Genomic DNA, 13,380 nt, shown 5'->3' on the forward strand with positions numbered 1-13,380 from the left:
TGGGACCAGGCAGCCGTCGGCGTTGGGGGCAGAGGGTGGGCAGGCTCGCGTCGGCGTACGGGCAGGCGGTCAACTCCCACCGGGCGGCCCGAGCGCACCTGGACAACGCCCGCAACGCGCTCGGCACGGCAGCCGCCGCCGTCGGCTCGACCGGCGTCGGTGACCTGGTGACCCGACTCGCACGTCTCGGCGGCACCCTTGCCACTCCCGCTCCGGGTGTCACGCCGCTGACCGACGCGCCGGCCGCGGTGCGGATCGGCGCGGCGTCCACCCCGGACGGTGACTTCCCGGTGCTGGTCCCACTCGGCGGCGGTCACCACCTGGCCATCGACACCGACGCCCGGTCCCCGCTGGTCGCCGGGTTGCTGCGGGCGTTGGTGCTGCGACTGGTCGCCACCGCACCGCCCGGTCAGGTCCGGGTCGTCGGCATCGACACGGCCGCGCTGGGCGCCACCTTCGGCCCGTTGCGCCCCCTGCTCGACGCCGGGGTGCTCGACCCGCCGGCCACCAGTGAAGCCGAGGTGACCGCGCTGCTCGACGCCGCCGAGCAGCACGCCCGGGCCGCGCAGCACGGTCCACCCACCGCCCGGCACCTCCTGGTGGTGGTCGCCACCGCCGCGCCGCCGCCGCGCGAGCTGGCCCGGCTCGCCGCGCTCACCCACGCCGGCCCGGCCGCCGCCGTCTGCGTCCTGCTCACCGGACACCCGTCCCGGCTGCCCGGCGAGACCGCACCGCCGCTGGGCGGCACCACAGCGATCCGACTCGACCAGGGGTACGCTCACGTCGGCGACCCACCCGGCGTTCCGTTCAGCGCCGACGGCAGTGGGCTCGCCGCACCCGTGCTGCTCGACGGTGACCCGCCGCCCGCCTCGGTACGCGCGCTCGCCGAGCACCTCGGGGCCGCCACCCGACGCGCCGACGCGCTGCCGTTCACCGACCTGCTGCCCGAGCGGCGGTGGGCCGAGTCCGCCGGCAACGGTCTGCGGACGGTGATCGGCCGGGCCGGCAACGCCCCGCTGACGTTGGCCTTCGACGACGCCACCCCGCACTGGCTGGTCGGTGGGCGCACCGGCGCGGGCAAGACCGTCTTCCTCCTCGACGTCCTCTACGGGCTGGCCGCCCGCTACTCGCCGGCCGAGTTGCAGCTCTACCTGCTCGATTTCAAGGAGGGCGTGAGCTTCACCGAGTTCGTGCCCACGGGCCGCGACCCGTCCTGGCTGCCGCACGCCCGAGCCGTCGGCATCGAATCCGACCGCGAGTACGGCCTCGCCGTCCTGCGCGAGCTGCGCCGGGAGGCGCAACGCCGGGCCGGCGCGCTCAAGCGGCACGGTGTCACCAAGCTCGCCGACCTGCCCCGGGACAATCCGCTGCCCCGCATCGTGGCGGTCGTCGACGAGTTCCACGTGCTGCTGGCCGGCAACGACACGCTGGCCCGCGAATCCGTGGACCTGCTGGAGGAGTTGGCCCGCAAGGGCCGCTCGTACGGCATCCACCTGGTGCTGGCCAGCCAGAGCATGACCGGCATCGAGGCCCTCTACGGTCGGGCCGAGGCGATCTTCGGGCAGTTCGCGTTGCGGGTGGCGTTGCCTGGCGGGGGTGGGGTGCTCGACCAGCTCAACGACGCCGCCGCGGCCCTGCCGATCGGCTCCGCGGTGGTCAACACCGCCGCCGGCGCGGTCGGCGCCGACACCGTGCTGCGGTTCCCCGACGCGCACGCCGCCGCCGCTGACCTGGCCGCGTTGCGCCACGAGCTGTGGCAGGCCCGTCCGCCGGGTTCGCGGGCACCGGCGGTCTTCAAGGGGTACGAGGCCGCGCGGGTCGAGAACGACTCGACCTTCGCCGGACTGCGTCCCGGTGGCCGGCGCCCGATGGCCCTGGTCGGCCGTACCGTCGACGTGCACGGCACGACCGCCCTGTTCCTGATGGACGCAACACCCGGCCGGCACCTCGCCGTGGTGGGCACCGCGCCGACCGGCGCGGACGTGCTGCGCGCCGCGACGGTGAGCCTGGCCCGCCAACACGCTCCCGGTCACGCCCGGTTCCAGGTGGCCTCCCTGGTCACCGCCGCCGACCCGGTAGCCGACGACACCGAGGCCGTCCTCCGGGCGGCCGGTCACCAGGTGTCGCGTCTCGACGCGGCCGGGCTGCGCGACCGGATCGCCACCCTGGCCGGTGAGCCCGACGGTCGCGAGTACCTGGTGGTGTTCGGTATGGACGCCGCCGCGCCTGTTCTCGGTGCGACCGACCCGGGCACGTTCCGCTCCGGCCTGGACGACCTGCGCGAACTCCTGCGCCAGGGCCCCGGGCAGGGGGTGCACCTGCTCGGATGGTGGCGCGGGCTGCGACGCCTCGCCGACGACCTCGGCGGCACCCAGAACCGCGACGACATCGCCTGCCTGGTCGCCCTCAACGTGCCCGGTCCCGAGTTGGCCCTGCACCTCGGGACACACGACCTGGCCTACACGCCCCGCTCCGACCGGGCGCTGCTGATCGACCGGCACGACCAGCGCACCCGGCTGATCGTCCCGTTCGCCGGCGACGGGCACGAACCGGACGGGGAGCGGTGACAGTGTCCTTCGAGGAGTACGCGGCGCTGGCCCGACAGCTCTCCGAGCAGCGCCGCGCCGGCGAACAGCACGCCGCCACCGAGGCCGCACGCCGCCGTGACCTGCACGCCGCCGTCGACTACCTCCAGCAGCGGCTGACCGCCCAGGGGCACCGCCTCGACCAGCTCGGCCGCGCGATCGGCATCGACCAACCGCCACCCGGCCCACCGTCCAGCGTCGGGTCGGCCCCTTCCACACCACCGTCCAGCGCCGGATCGGCTCCGTCCACCCCACCCGGGACCGGGGACGGGGGAGACGCCGGCGCAGCCGGCGCGCCGGGGCGGGCTGGGGTCGGGGCGTACCCCGAGTTGCTGGCGGGGGAGGCTCGGCTGGCGTTGCCGACGGCGGTGAGCCCGGCGGGCGTCGGGGTGCCGGCGCAGCGCGCGGCGGCGGTCGACCCGACCGTCGAGTTGGAGCTGGCCCGGCGGATGGCCGACGAGGCCGACCGGCACGGGCAGCAGGCGGAGGTGCTGGCCCAGCGACCGGCGCTGCTACCGACGTGGTCACCGTTGGCGCGGGCGGTCGCCGTCTACGCCGGGTGTGGTGCTGCCGCCGGGGTGCTGGTGCTGGCCCTGGTGCTCGCCTCCGGGGTCGGTCTGGTCGACGGGTTCACCCTTGGCGCGTGGATCTGCGCGGGGTTGCCGGCGGTGGCGTTCTTCGGCGGGTACCTGGTGCTGGGCCGGTGGGGGCGACCCGCCATGGTGGCCGGCACCCCGCCGCGGTATCTGCCGCTCGGGTTCCTGATCTGTTTCCTGGTGGTGCCGATGGCCTACTGCGCCTACCTGCTGCTGGTGCGCGGGTTGCGCTGATCCCTGCGATTTCTGTCATTTCTGCTGGTCCGATTCCGAGCGTGTTGACCGCGACACACGCGTGAATTATTCACGTGAGCTTCAGGGTGAGTCGGGCGTTGTGGCTGTGGTTATAGTCGATGTCCAGACACGCAGTTCGCGCGCGATGAGGAGGTCCGGTGATTCGTTGGGCCGGAACGAATGCTCTACGGTTCGTGCTCGCCGGGGTGATTGCCCTCGCGTTGCTCGCGCTCGTCGGCGTGCTCGTCCTCAAGCAGCGCGAGCCCGATCCATCGCCAGCTGGTAGGCCGACCGCGACCGCGAATGCCTGCCCGGGGATATTGACTGCGGAAACGGACGAGTGCCTTGGTCCGATAACCGACAGTGCCACGCTGGATCCCGCAATAAGGCCGGTCGCCGACAAAATTATGGCCGTTAACCGAGAGGTCGAGAAGAGCTCTTCGCGCTACGTCCGGATCGTTTTGTTGGTGCCGCTGAGCGTGGCCCGCCCGCCGGCCGCCTCGGCGATGTCCCTCGACCAGATCAGGTTCAGTCTGCAGGGCGCGTACGCGGCCCTGCAGAGGGCCAACAGCTCGTCCGCCTTCGGCGACAAAAACGCGCCTGCCGTGCAGTTGCTACTGGTCAACCAGGGCAGTCGGCAGCCGTTCCACGTCGAGCTCGTGGACCAGATCGTGGCGCTGCGCACTGCCGAGAACCCGCTGGTCGCGGTCGTCGGTCTCGGCTCCAGCTTCCAGGGCAGCAAGGACGTGGCGGCGAAGCTGTCGGCGCGGGACGTCGGCATCCCGATGGTCGGGGCGGTCACCTCGGCGACGGACTTCAACGCGGTCTCGTACCCGACGTTCCACAGCGTGTCACCGAGCAACATGGACTACGCGTTGGCGTTGAAGGATCTCCTGGACAAGCAGCGCGACGTGCTGCCCCTGCGCAGCGGCATGATCGTCGCCGACCAGAACGACGACCCGTACCCGCGGACGTTGACGGCGGCGTTCACCGAGGTGCTGAAGGATCACATCAAGACCGGATCGCCTCCCTTCAACGGCGGGACGGTCGACAGTCCCGCCACCCCGAACGTCTTCACTCCGGTGGTGTTGAACCTGTGCAACGCGGTCGTCGACCCACGCCTGCAAACAGACACGGTGTTCTTCGCCGGCCGCGTCGCCGACTTCCCAAGCTTCGCCGAGGCGCTCAAGGTGCGGAGCTGCCGCAAACATCCGCTGACCATCATGGTCGGTGCCACCGGCTTCCAGCTCACGCCCCAGCAGGTGGGTCTGCTGGACGAGGCCAACGTGTCGGTCATCTGGGCCTCCTCGGCGGACGCGCCGGCCTGGGTCGCCAACCGACCCGGCACACCGGACGGCTTCGCGGACTTCCTCAAGGCGCACCGCGACGCGGGTTTCCGCGACGACTCCCTCAACGACGGGTACGCGATGATGCACCACGACGCCGTGGCGAGCGCCGTCCGGGCGATCCGGGTGGCCGCCCTGGGCAACAGCGTGCCGGGCGTCGCCGACGTGCAGACCCAGTTCGGCAACCTCGCGCTGGCGCACCAGGTCCACGGCGCGTCCGGCACCCTGTCGTTCGGCCTGCGGGCGAACGGCGACGGGCGGGCCACCGGCAAGGTCGTGGCGTACCGGCAACTCGGCCGGACCGGCCCCCGACTGCCCGCCGACGTCGCGCCGTACCTCACCCGGTGACGCCGCCAGCGGGCCGACCGTCGCCCGCGTCGGGCACCAGCCAGTGTCGGCTGCGCGGGTCCTCGTAGGCGTCTACCCACTCGTTGGGCCGCCACAGCCGTACCCTGCGCATCCCGCCCTGCGGCTGGAACCCGAGCATGGTCAGCGCCAACCCCAGCTCCGCCGCCGCCAGCACGACCATCGCGCCGCCGACGGCCGGGCTCAGCACCCCACGTGCTCGGGCCAGATCCCACCCGACCGCGACGAGCGCCGCGACGGAGAGCACTGCCAGCATCGCGCCAGTCGCCCGTTCGGCCCGGTGCCGGTCGACCCGCTGCGCCCGGAACACCGGGACGACGGCCGAGGCGGACTGGTGACGCCAGTCCGCTTCGAGGCTCGCCCAACGGGCCGGGTCGGTGGCCTTGGCCGCCAGGAAGCGGTTGATGTCCGGCGCTGCCAGCCCGACCTCCTGAGCCCAGCACAGCAGCGTCACCAGGTTCGACTGTCGGTCCAGCCCGCGCCGGAACGGGTACACCTGCTGCCGCAGGAGCGCGGTGGCGAACCTCGGGTGCGCGGCCGGTTGGCGCTGCAACGCCGCGAAACACGCCGGGTCGGTGGCGAGCCGGAGCAGTCGGTCGACCAGCGCCACGAGCGACTGGTCGTCGGCGGCGGCACCCTCGGCGGTACGCAGACACCGCCACAACGGTTCGACGAACCGCGGATCGTCGGGTACGACGGCGACCAGGCGGACGACCATGGAGCGGCTGACCGAGCTCTCGCCCAGCCGTTCCACGAGCATCGTCATCACGTCGAGCAGCGTCTCGTGGGTGCCCCCGAGCGCGTCCGCCGCGTCCGCTCCTCCCGCGACCTTGGTCAGCCAGGTGAACGCCTGTTCCCGGGCGGCGTCGCGGATCGCCGCGCGGGGGGACGCCGTGGCGCTCAGGACCGCTGCCAGGGCGGGGAGCATCACCGCCGGCGCGGGGTCACGCAGTGGTTCGGCCATCCGATCGAGTACGGCGAACCCGACCGGGTTGAGGCAGTCCGCCCCGGCCAGGCAGGCGCAGGCGAGCACCGGGTCGATCTCGGCCAGTTCCCCGATGAAGTCGGTGACGACCGACTGGTCCGCGACGGCCGTGTAGAAGAGCACCACCCGACGCCACTCGCGTTCCATCACCCGCTCACGCAGCAGTCGCAGGCCGTCGTCGCCCTGGCGGAGCAGTTCGGAGGCGACCAGGTGCTCCTGCAGCGAGCGGTGCACGAACTCGTACTGCCCGTCGGCGACCCGGCTGAGCAGCCCGGACCGGTCGATGATCTCGTCCACGAACTCGCCGGCCCGGCCGTGGAGGGTCTGCCGGAGCCGGTCCCCGGTCGCGGACACGAACTCGACGAGCGCCAGCCGGCTGAACGGCCCGAACCCCTGCGGGCCGAGCGCCGCCCGCAGCGCGAACTCCCGCAGAACCCGCAGCTTGTCGGCTTGGTCGAACTCGTTCACACCGGTGGTGAGGCCGTCGGCCCGGAAACTGTGCCGGCCGAGCATCTCGTCGATCATCTCGTCGTACAGCCGGGCGGTGGAGTGCGCGATGGCGGGGAACTTCCGGCCCGCGTACAGGCCCACCGACATCGAGAGGACCAGCGGGTTGCGGTGCAGGCCCAACGTGCCCGAGGAGCGGAGTTGCTGCATGAACCGCTGTGGCCCGTCGACCTCCGGGAACCGGTCCGGGAAGGCCCGCAGGTAGGCGAGTATCTCGGTGTCCCGCAACGGCGCCAGCGCATAGCTGCGGTGTGCTCCGAACCGCTCCGCCTGCCAGTCCTCGGCGATCCGCAGGAAGGTGAGCCGCCGACAGGTGATCACGATCCGGGCGTTGGCGGTGGGCAGCTCCGGTGTGTGGTCGCTGAGGAAGCGGTACACCTCGTCCCGCACTGCCGCGTACGTCGTCGGCGTCACCTCGTCCAGCCCGTCGAGCAACACGACGCAACGCCGCTGCTGCAACACCTGGGCGAGGAACTGGTCGGCCTCCTCCCTGGTCAGGGCAAGCCCCTTCTGTGACCGCAGCATGGCGAGGATGTAGTCGGTCAGCGCCCCGGGTTGCACGACCCCACGCAGCAGCCGTACCGGCACCAGGAACGGCACCTCCTGGTCCCGGCCCGTCCCACTGCGACCGTCGACACCGCCCAGCGCCGCGATCCCGAACGCCTTGAGCGTCGTCGTCTTGCCGGACCCGGCGTCACCGAGGAGCACGACGTGCCCGGCCCGGTCGGCGATTCGTTCGGCGGCGTCGGCGGCACGGTCCGGCTGCCCGTCCTCGGTGACGAACAACGGCACCAGGGTCCGTTCGAGCCGCAGTGTCTCCGGTGCCGCCAGGTACGGGTTGTACACCTGGTACTCCTCGACGAACCACCGGCGGTACCGCTCCTCCGGAGCACCACGTCGGAGCTGCCCCATCCGTCGCACCACCCAGCCCGACAACGCCACTGCGGTCACCGCAGCGCTCATCAGCGGATCCACCTTCTGGATCCATTCGAGCACCGCCCCCAGCCACTCCAGCATGTCCACGTACCAATGGTGCGCCATTCCTGTCACGAAGCGTTACTGAGCGGTCACGACTCACCGGGGTTGTTCTGTTCGCTGTGAAGTCGCCGTCGGGCGCTGTAGCGCGCCGCACACCCGGGCACCACAGCGTCCACATTGGTGCCGTAATCTCCCCGCCCGAGCGCCGTGGGTGCGCAGTCGTTCGGGATCGCGAGATTCACGCCTAGACGTCTCGGCGAACGGCAGGTCGAAAGGTTGGGCAGGACAGTGCAGGGACAGGCGTCCACCACCGTCGAGGTGGAATCCGTTCGGGACAGTGCGACAGCCGAGGCGGCCGCGCCACGAGCCGATCAGGAGTCGGGGCTGACCGTCGTCGCGGCGTCGCAGCAGGCCGGTCCCGGGGCGGTGCTCGCAGGGTTCGGGCTGATCGCCGCCGGAGCTGTCGCCGCCTGGGCGATCTGGCGTAGCGGTATCTCCGCCGCGAAGATCCAGCCGGAGGACTCCACGGCTGTCTTCCTCACCCTCCTGGTGTTCGCCGCGGCTGTCGAACGGATCCTGGAACCGTTCTCACGCTGGCTGCCCGGACGGGCCGCCGAGGCCGCGTTGGCACGAGCGGTGGCCGAGGTGGACGCCCGGACCGACGGCCCGACCGAGGCCGACCGCGAGGCGGTCGCCACGGCCACGGCGACGGTGGCGCGGGCCAAGGCGAACCGCACGGTCGTCGCGTGGGGCCTTGCGAGTGGGCTGGCCACCGTGGCGTCCAGCGCTGGCGGGTTCTACATCCTGCACGCGGTCGCTGGCGGTGACTGGAACGGGGTGGCGATCTGGATCGACGCCATCGTGACCGGTGTGATGGTCGGCAGTGGCACCAAGCCACTGCACGACCTGATCAACCGGGTGCAGAACGGGCCGCCCTCAGCGGCGTGATCCACCGTTGTCGTCGCAGTCAGGGCTGGTCCGCATTCTGGGGATGCCTCGACTGCGGCGATGTCGTGTCGATTATCCCGGCTGCTCGCTGTGGTAACTGAGGCGTCCGGTGTCGCTGAACTCCTGCTCCGTGGTGGACAAACCGAAGACGCGGCAGGTGCAGCCGTCGCCGGGTTGCTTCGCTGACGCTTCGGCGTAGTACCAGACCTGGCCCACCTGGGCAGTGAACGTCCGAGTGGTTCGCGGCGGCATCTCGATCGCCCGGTGAGGCTGGCACTCGGAGTCGAAGAGCCAGAGCACGTACGGCTCACTGAACGTCGAAACAGTTCCCCGTACCGGGTCTCCCCACCGGTCCGCCGGGATGTCCCGCAGGAACAGCGCCGCTGCCTCCTGGCCCTTGAGGTGCACGACGCAGTCCCGGCTGACCTGGCCCTGCGGTGACGATGCCGGTGTGGGCGTGGGCCTGTCGCGCAAGCCCCAACCGTCTCCGGTCACCTGCGGAATAGCGAGCAGGAGGGCCAGCAGCAGCGCGAGACCACCGCCCAACCCGACGGCGAGAGCCAACCGACGTCGGCCGGGCGGTCTGCTGGGCGTACCCGCAGGTGTCACGTCGCCGCCCCCATCCCGCGCTGGCCATCACCCTCGCCGGCTGCGGAGTCTACGGCGCTTCCCGCCCCGGCACCGCCCCGCGAACCCGGTCCCGGATCCGCGTCCTGTCGGTCTCCTGCCGTTCGGCGTCCTGCGTCGATGCGTCGACGGCCTGCGCGGCGGCAGCGAGGATCTCGTCGCGTTCGCTGTCGGTGAGACCTTCGTCCTCAAGGAGTCCGAGCAGCAGCACCGTCCGGGCAACGACCGCCGCCGCGCTGTCGGGCACCGGTGGACGCTCGCCGAGTGCCGCCCAGACCAGCGCCTCGGCCAACACCGGATCGACGTCGTGCCCGCCGGCGTCGTAACGTTCCCGCGCGGACGCCACGAACCGGATCACCGGGGCCCGATCCTGCCCCGCGACGAACCGCCGCCGGACCGCCACCAGCAGCGCACCGGCGAGCAGATCACCGTACCGCCGCCAGTCCCGCTCGGTGAACCGACGTAACCGCCGTTCGTGGCCCCGCAGCCGCCCGGTCAGCAGGCCTCGTAGCGCCGCATGCGGATCGGTCACCATCGTCGCCCCCTGATCATCATGCGTGCCCTCCGCTGTCGATGTCTCCTGGCCACCAGGGCGCTCGCCGCGTGGCAGCCGCAGGCGATCTGCTCGGCGCGGACCCTGTCGCTGTCGGCGTCGCGGGTGTCGCTGGCGTTGCGGATGTCGCTTGTGGTGCTGTCCGCCCGGTGGGCGTCGCCGCTGGTCGTGGTGCCACCGCTGCGTCCCGGCGGTGCCGCCAGCACATTGATCAGCGCCGCCACCGCCTGGTCGATCCGGCGGCCGCCGACCGCGAGCCGGGCACCGACCAGGTCCAACCGGGTGATGGCCGCCGCGAACTGCCGGGCCGCGACCGCGTCCGCCACGATTCGGGTACGCCGAAGCTGGTCCTCGGCCGCACCCAACCGCCAGCGGACACGGGCGGCCAACGCGACGGCCCGATCCGCGTCGACGCGAGCGGAACGCAGGCCGGCGAGCAGGTCTCCGACCGAGCTTCCCGGCGATCGCGTGTCCGAGCCTTCCTGCGATCGCCTGGCCGAGGTGCCCGGTGACCGCGTGTTCAAGCTTCCCGGCGGTTGCCTGGCCGAGGTTCCCGGCGGTCGCGTGCTCGCGGCCAGGCCGGCGTAGACCAGACTCAACGCTCGCCAGCACTCCGTGACGGCGTCCTGCCAGGGCAACCGTCGGCCGAGCGGCCCCGCCCCATGCAGGTGCGCGCCGGCCCGGTCGGCGGCGGAGATCGTGGCCAACCAGGCGTCACGCAAGTCGTCCACGGTGTCGGTGCTCATTCGCCCGCCTCGGCGCTGGACTTCACCAGAAGGGCGAAGCGCACATCCGTACAGGGGTAGTCGACTCCGCACTCGCAGAGCCAGCGACGCACCACGCGCGGCGGATGAGCGAACAGGACATCGTCGGCGTCTTCGACGTCCTGCGCGGAGACGAGGCGAGAGCGTCGTTCGGGTGCGGCTGGTGGTTCGGTGGGGGATTCGTCGGGTCGATCGGGCATCGGAGGCTCCCGTCGGGTCGTACTCCTTGCTGTTCATGGCGTTGCTGGGTGCTGCTGGCATGGCGTGGGGTGGCGTGCGGGCACACCCCGGCACGCCCGGCCGGAAGGGGGGACCGACCGACCGGACGCTCTCTGCGCGGTGGGAACGACCAGCTCCGGTTTGCAGACCTGGGAGCCAGCCGTTTCGAACTTTACACAACTAGTCACGGATAGCAAGCACGACAACACGTTACTTGTCACGAGTAGTAGCGCGTGATCAAATGACGGGGCAGACCTGGGAGTCCATATGCCCGTCAAACCAAAGTGGGAGCGGCTCGCGGACCACATCCGGGGCCAAATCGAGTCAGGAGAGCTCGCGCCGGGGGACCAGTTGCCGTCCACCGTGCAGCTCAAGGCTCAGCACGGCGTTTCGACGACCGTCGTTCGGCAGGCCATCCTGGTCCTTCAGACGCAGGGTTGGGTGCAGGGCGTTCACGGCCTCGGCGTGTTCGTTGCTGAGCGCTGACCGCTGAGCGAGCCCGAATGTGGGGCGTCTACCCCAGATCTTGGACAGTTTCCGTTCATGAGTAACGGAAACTGTCCAAGATCTACCCGTTGCCGCACCCAGTCGACGTCTCGTCCGCCACTTCCGTCGACGAGGTGACGATTGAGCGAGCGGGCGGTCGCGCTGGGTGCGCGGATCTCGTACGCTCCCAGGTGGTCTCCGCCGGTGCGGTGGTGGAGGCGATGGTCGACCACGGGGAGGCGCGCGTGAGCGCAGCACAGATCATCGCGAGGTTGGCGGCGGCGTCGCAGAAGCTGGACGAGGCGAAGGCCAAAACCGCAGCGGCGGCACAGGACGCAGCCGAAGCGCGGGCACTCGTCGCCGGTGCCCTGGAAGGTGTGGCTGCGGGTCCGCTGGTCGGCATGATCGACGCGTACCGCCAGGCGCTGGCGCAGGCGTCCCAGGGTGGCGACCCGGCCAAGCAGCACGTCCAGGAGACGATCGCCAAGGTCCGAGCGCTGGGAAACTGACAACGGGTGGTGGCAGCGCAACCCACCAACCACCCGCAGCGGCGGACATCACCTTGCGGCCTGCGGTTCCGCGCTTGAAGCCGGCAATGGCCGACCGCGACGGACGACGCGAGGCACGGAGTCGAGAGGACCGGGAGGCGCCTCCGCCCACACGGCGGAAGAAGGTCAGCCCAGAGGCGATTGCTGTTGGTGGTTCATCGGCGGCGACAGCGTGGGCGACCGTTTCAGAGTTCTTGCCAGCTCTGCCGAAGGCAGTAGCCGGCGTCGTGCTCGGGGCGGTAGCCACCTGGGGATCCCTCAAGGCTTACAAGGCGAGGTCGCACAACGACGGAGGTTCAGTTGAAGATCGATGAGCGAATCGAGCAGCTCGTCCGCGACGCGTTGCACTGGGCCGTCAAGCGGCAGCCGGGCGAATTTGACGAGGCACTGAAGATGTTCTCCGACGAGCCAACGCGGCGGTCGGCCATGGAACTGCTCGTCGCAATCTCTGCCTTCGTCAGTGCTGACATCTGCGCGGGAAGACCATCACCACAACAAGTACAGGAGTTGGCCGCCGAGGTTGCCGAGGCCGAGGCCTGGAGCTCCGTGACCGGTGGCGAAGTCGAAGCCTTCCTCAGTGCCGTGCTGACCGGCCGACCGCTGTCGGGAGTGCTGCCAGCCGTAAGCGCAGTCGTTCTTGCCTTCGTTGTGGCGGCGAGTCTCCTGTCGCTGCGCCCGAAGGACGAGGGGGAGTGGTGGTTCAACTATCTGGACAAGGTGGAGGCGGCGATTGAGGCGGCCGGCTGATGGGCGCGCCTGATTCGGATGCCCGCGACGGTGGGGACCTGGACGGCTTCCACATCGGCCACCTGCCATCGGGCATCGGGGACCTGGTTTCGGACTTCGCCTCCGAGTGGGAGGACGTCAGCTTCGCCACTCGTGTCTGGGAGCGCCAGGTTGAGGACGGCCATCGGGTCGACCTGCGGGTGCACGTGCTCCGGGGTGAGCGGCTCGGAACTCTCGCCGAGCTACGCGACTTCCTGGCCGAGTATCACGAGCGTGATCCCGCGGATTGGGAGTTGACCGAATTCCAGCATGTCGACAGCTCTGGTCTCATCGGTGCCGCTGAGGCGTTCTGGCTGGCGGCGCCCGGTGTCGCCGTCGACGTGCTGGTCGACCAGGATCGTTTCACCACGGACACCCTGCGGGCAGTCACCCAAGGAATCACCGCGCCCGAGAGCCCTGCGGCTTCGCCGACGTGCGTTCGACGATGACCAGGGGAATCTCCCGCTCGGTGCCCTTCTGGTAGCGCGCGTACGTCGGGAAGACCTTCGTCATCACTGGCCACAACCGGACACGCTCCTCGGCGGTCGCCGTCCGGGCCCTGGCGGCGAACCGCTCCGCGTCGACCTGGATCTCCACGGTCGGGTCGGCGCTCAGGTTCAGGTACCAGGCCGGGTGCTTGTCCGCGCCTCCGTTGGACGCCACCAGCAGGTGGTTGTCGCCGTCACGTCCGTACATCAGGGCGGTGCGCCGCAGCGTGCCGGTGCGGCGTCCGCGGGTGGTGAGCAGCAGCGAGGGTACGCCGTGGAAGGTGCCGCCGTCCGCGCCGTCGGTCTGCACGTAGCGTCGGATGTGGCTGGCGACCCAACCGACCGGGCTGTCCTCGACTGCTTCGTGCTGATCCGCTGTGGTCAT

14 protein-coding genes are annotated in these 13,380 nt (G+C 70.9%); 8 read left to right on the forward strand and 6 right to left on the reverse strand.

Annotated features, from left to right (window positions below):
• Positions 1–35: 35 nt before the first annotated feature.
• The 3 genes from FHU34_RS10510 (at position 36) to FHU34_RS10520 (ending at position 5,109) form a co-directional block, all read left to right on the forward strand.
• Positions 36–2,567 carry an FtsK/SpoIIIE domain-containing protein gene (locus FHU34_RS10510; RefSeq protein ID WP_145779778.1) on the forward strand — a complete coding sequence of 844 codons (2,532 nt, stop codon included), beginning with the start codon at positions 36–38 and terminating at the stop codon, positions 2,565–2,567.
• Positions 2,568–2,569: 2 nt separating this feature from the next.
• Positions 2,570–3,415, forward strand: a complete 846-nt coding sequence (locus FHU34_RS33605; RefSeq protein WP_145785532.1) for a hypothetical protein — start codon at positions 2,570–2,572, stop codon at positions 3,413–3,415.
• Between the two features lie 467 nt (positions 3,416–3,882).
• Positions 3,883–5,109: a type 1 periplasmic-binding domain-containing protein gene (locus FHU34_RS10520; RefSeq protein WP_145779779.1), complete on the forward strand. Its 1,227-nt coding sequence runs from the start codon at positions 3,883–3,885 to the stop codon at positions 5,107–5,109.
• Here the strand turns inward: FHU34_RS10520 and FHU34_RS10525 are convergent.
• On the reverse strand, positions 5,099–7,636 hold the full coding sequence (locus FHU34_RS10525) for an NACHT domain-containing protein (RefSeq protein WP_244311924.1): 2,538 nt from the start codon (positions 7,634–7,636) through the stop codon (positions 5,099–5,101). The two genes, FHU34_RS10520 and FHU34_RS10525, sit on opposite strands and share 11 nt — an antisense overlap.
• A 249-nt stretch (positions 7,637–7,885) precedes the next feature.
• Here FHU34_RS10525 and FHU34_RS10530 point away from each other — a divergent pair, with 249 nt between their 5' ends.
• Positions 7,886–8,545, forward strand: a complete 660-nt coding sequence (locus FHU34_RS10530; protein ID WP_145779781.1) for a hypothetical protein — start codon at positions 7,886–7,888, stop codon at positions 8,543–8,545.
• 72 nt (positions 8,546–8,617) lie between these two features.
• On the opposite strand, the gene FHU34_RS10535 is transcribed toward FHU34_RS10530, so the two are convergent.
• From FHU34_RS10535 to FHU34_RS10550, 4 genes are read right to left on the reverse strand one after another with little or no spacing between them, the layout of a single operon-like run.
• On the reverse strand, positions 8,618–9,154 hold the full coding sequence (locus tag FHU34_RS10535; protein WP_145779782.1) for a hypothetical protein: 537 nt from the start codon (positions 9,152–9,154) through the stop codon (positions 8,618–8,620).
• A 49-nt stretch (positions 9,155–9,203) separates the two neighbouring features.
• On the reverse strand, positions 9,204–9,704 hold the full coding sequence (locus tag FHU34_RS10540; RefSeq protein ID WP_145779783.1) for a hypothetical protein: 501 nt from the start codon (positions 9,702–9,704) through the stop codon (positions 9,204–9,206).
• Positions 9,701–10,471, reverse strand: a complete 771-nt coding sequence (locus FHU34_RS10545) for a hypothetical protein (protein ID WP_145779784.1) — start codon at positions 10,469–10,471, stop codon at positions 9,701–9,703. Before FHU34_RS10545 ends, FHU34_RS10540 begins: the two co-directional genes overlap by 4 nt.
• Positions 10,468–10,689, reverse strand: a complete 222-nt coding sequence (locus FHU34_RS10550) for a hypothetical protein (protein WP_145779785.1) — start codon at positions 10,687–10,689, stop codon at positions 10,468–10,470. Before FHU34_RS10550 ends, FHU34_RS10545 begins: the two co-directional genes overlap by 4 nt.
• A gap of 286 nt (positions 10,690–10,975) precedes the next feature.
• On the opposite strand from FHU34_RS10550, the gene FHU34_RS10555 reads away from it, so the two are divergent.
• The 4 genes from FHU34_RS10555 (at position 10,976) to FHU34_RS10570 (ending at position 12,956) form a co-directional block, all read left to right on the forward strand.
• On the forward strand, positions 10,976–11,194 hold the full coding sequence (locus FHU34_RS10555) for a winged helix-turn-helix domain-containing protein (RefSeq protein ID WP_124822494.1): 219 nt from the start codon (positions 10,976–10,978) through the stop codon (positions 11,192–11,194).
• A 245-nt stretch (positions 11,195–11,439) separates the two neighbouring features.
• Positions 11,440–11,703: a DUF6244 family protein gene (locus tag FHU34_RS10560; protein ID WP_088949318.1), complete on the forward strand. Its 264-nt coding sequence runs from the start codon at positions 11,440–11,442 to the stop codon at positions 11,701–11,703.
• A 339-nt stretch (positions 11,704–12,042) separates the two neighbouring features.
• A complete protein-coding gene (locus tag FHU34_RS10565; protein WP_145779786.1) occupies positions 12,043–12,489 on the forward strand; it encodes a hypothetical protein in 447 nt (148 codons plus the stop codon).
• Positions 12,489–12,956, forward strand: coding sequence for a hypothetical protein (locus FHU34_RS10570; RefSeq protein WP_145779787.1), 468 nt, complete (start codon positions 12,489–12,491; stop codon positions 12,954–12,956). The genes FHU34_RS10565 and FHU34_RS10570 overlap by 1 nt, the downstream gene beginning before the upstream one ends.
• Here FHU34_RS10570 and FHU34_RS10575 read toward each other — a convergent pair.
• Positions 12,907–13,380 carry a nitroreductase/quinone reductase family protein gene (locus FHU34_RS10575; RefSeq protein WP_145779788.1) on the reverse strand — a complete coding sequence of 158 codons (474 nt, stop codon included), beginning with the start codon at positions 13,378–13,380 and terminating at the stop codon, positions 12,907–12,909. The two genes, FHU34_RS10570 and FHU34_RS10575, sit on opposite strands and share 50 nt — an antisense overlap.

The sequence above is a fragment of the Micromonospora taraxaci genome (assembly GCF_007830095.1).
GTDB lineage: Bacteria > Actinomycetota > Actinomycetes > Mycobacteriales > Micromonosporaceae > Micromonospora > Micromonospora taraxaci.

Bases quoted from the DNA above. Each gene is read 5' to 3' on its own strand.
- FHU34_RS10525 (WP_244311924.1), bottom strand. From the start codon at position 7,636: ATGCTGGAGTGGCTGGGGGCGGTGCTCGAATGGATCCAGAAGGTGGAT.
- FHU34_RS10545 (WP_145779784.1), bottom strand. From the start codon at position 10,471: ATGAGCACCGACACCGTGGACGACTTGCGTGACGCCTGGTTGGCCACG.
- FHU34_RS10550 (WP_145779785.1), bottom strand. From the start codon at position 10,689: ATGCCCGATCGACCCGACGAATCCCCCACCGAACCACCAGCCGCACCC.
- FHU34_RS10555 (WP_124822494.1), top strand. From the start codon at position 10,976: ATGCCCGTCAAACCAAAGTGGGAGCGGCTCGCGGACCACATCCGGGGC.
- FHU34_RS10570 (WP_145779787.1), top strand. From the start codon at position 12,489: ATGGGCGCGCCTGATTCGGATGCCCGCGACGGTGGGGACCTGGACGGC.
- FHU34_RS10575 (WP_145779788.1), bottom strand. From the start codon at position 13,380: ATGACCACAGCGGATCAGCACGAAGCAGTCGAGGACAGCCCGGTCGGT.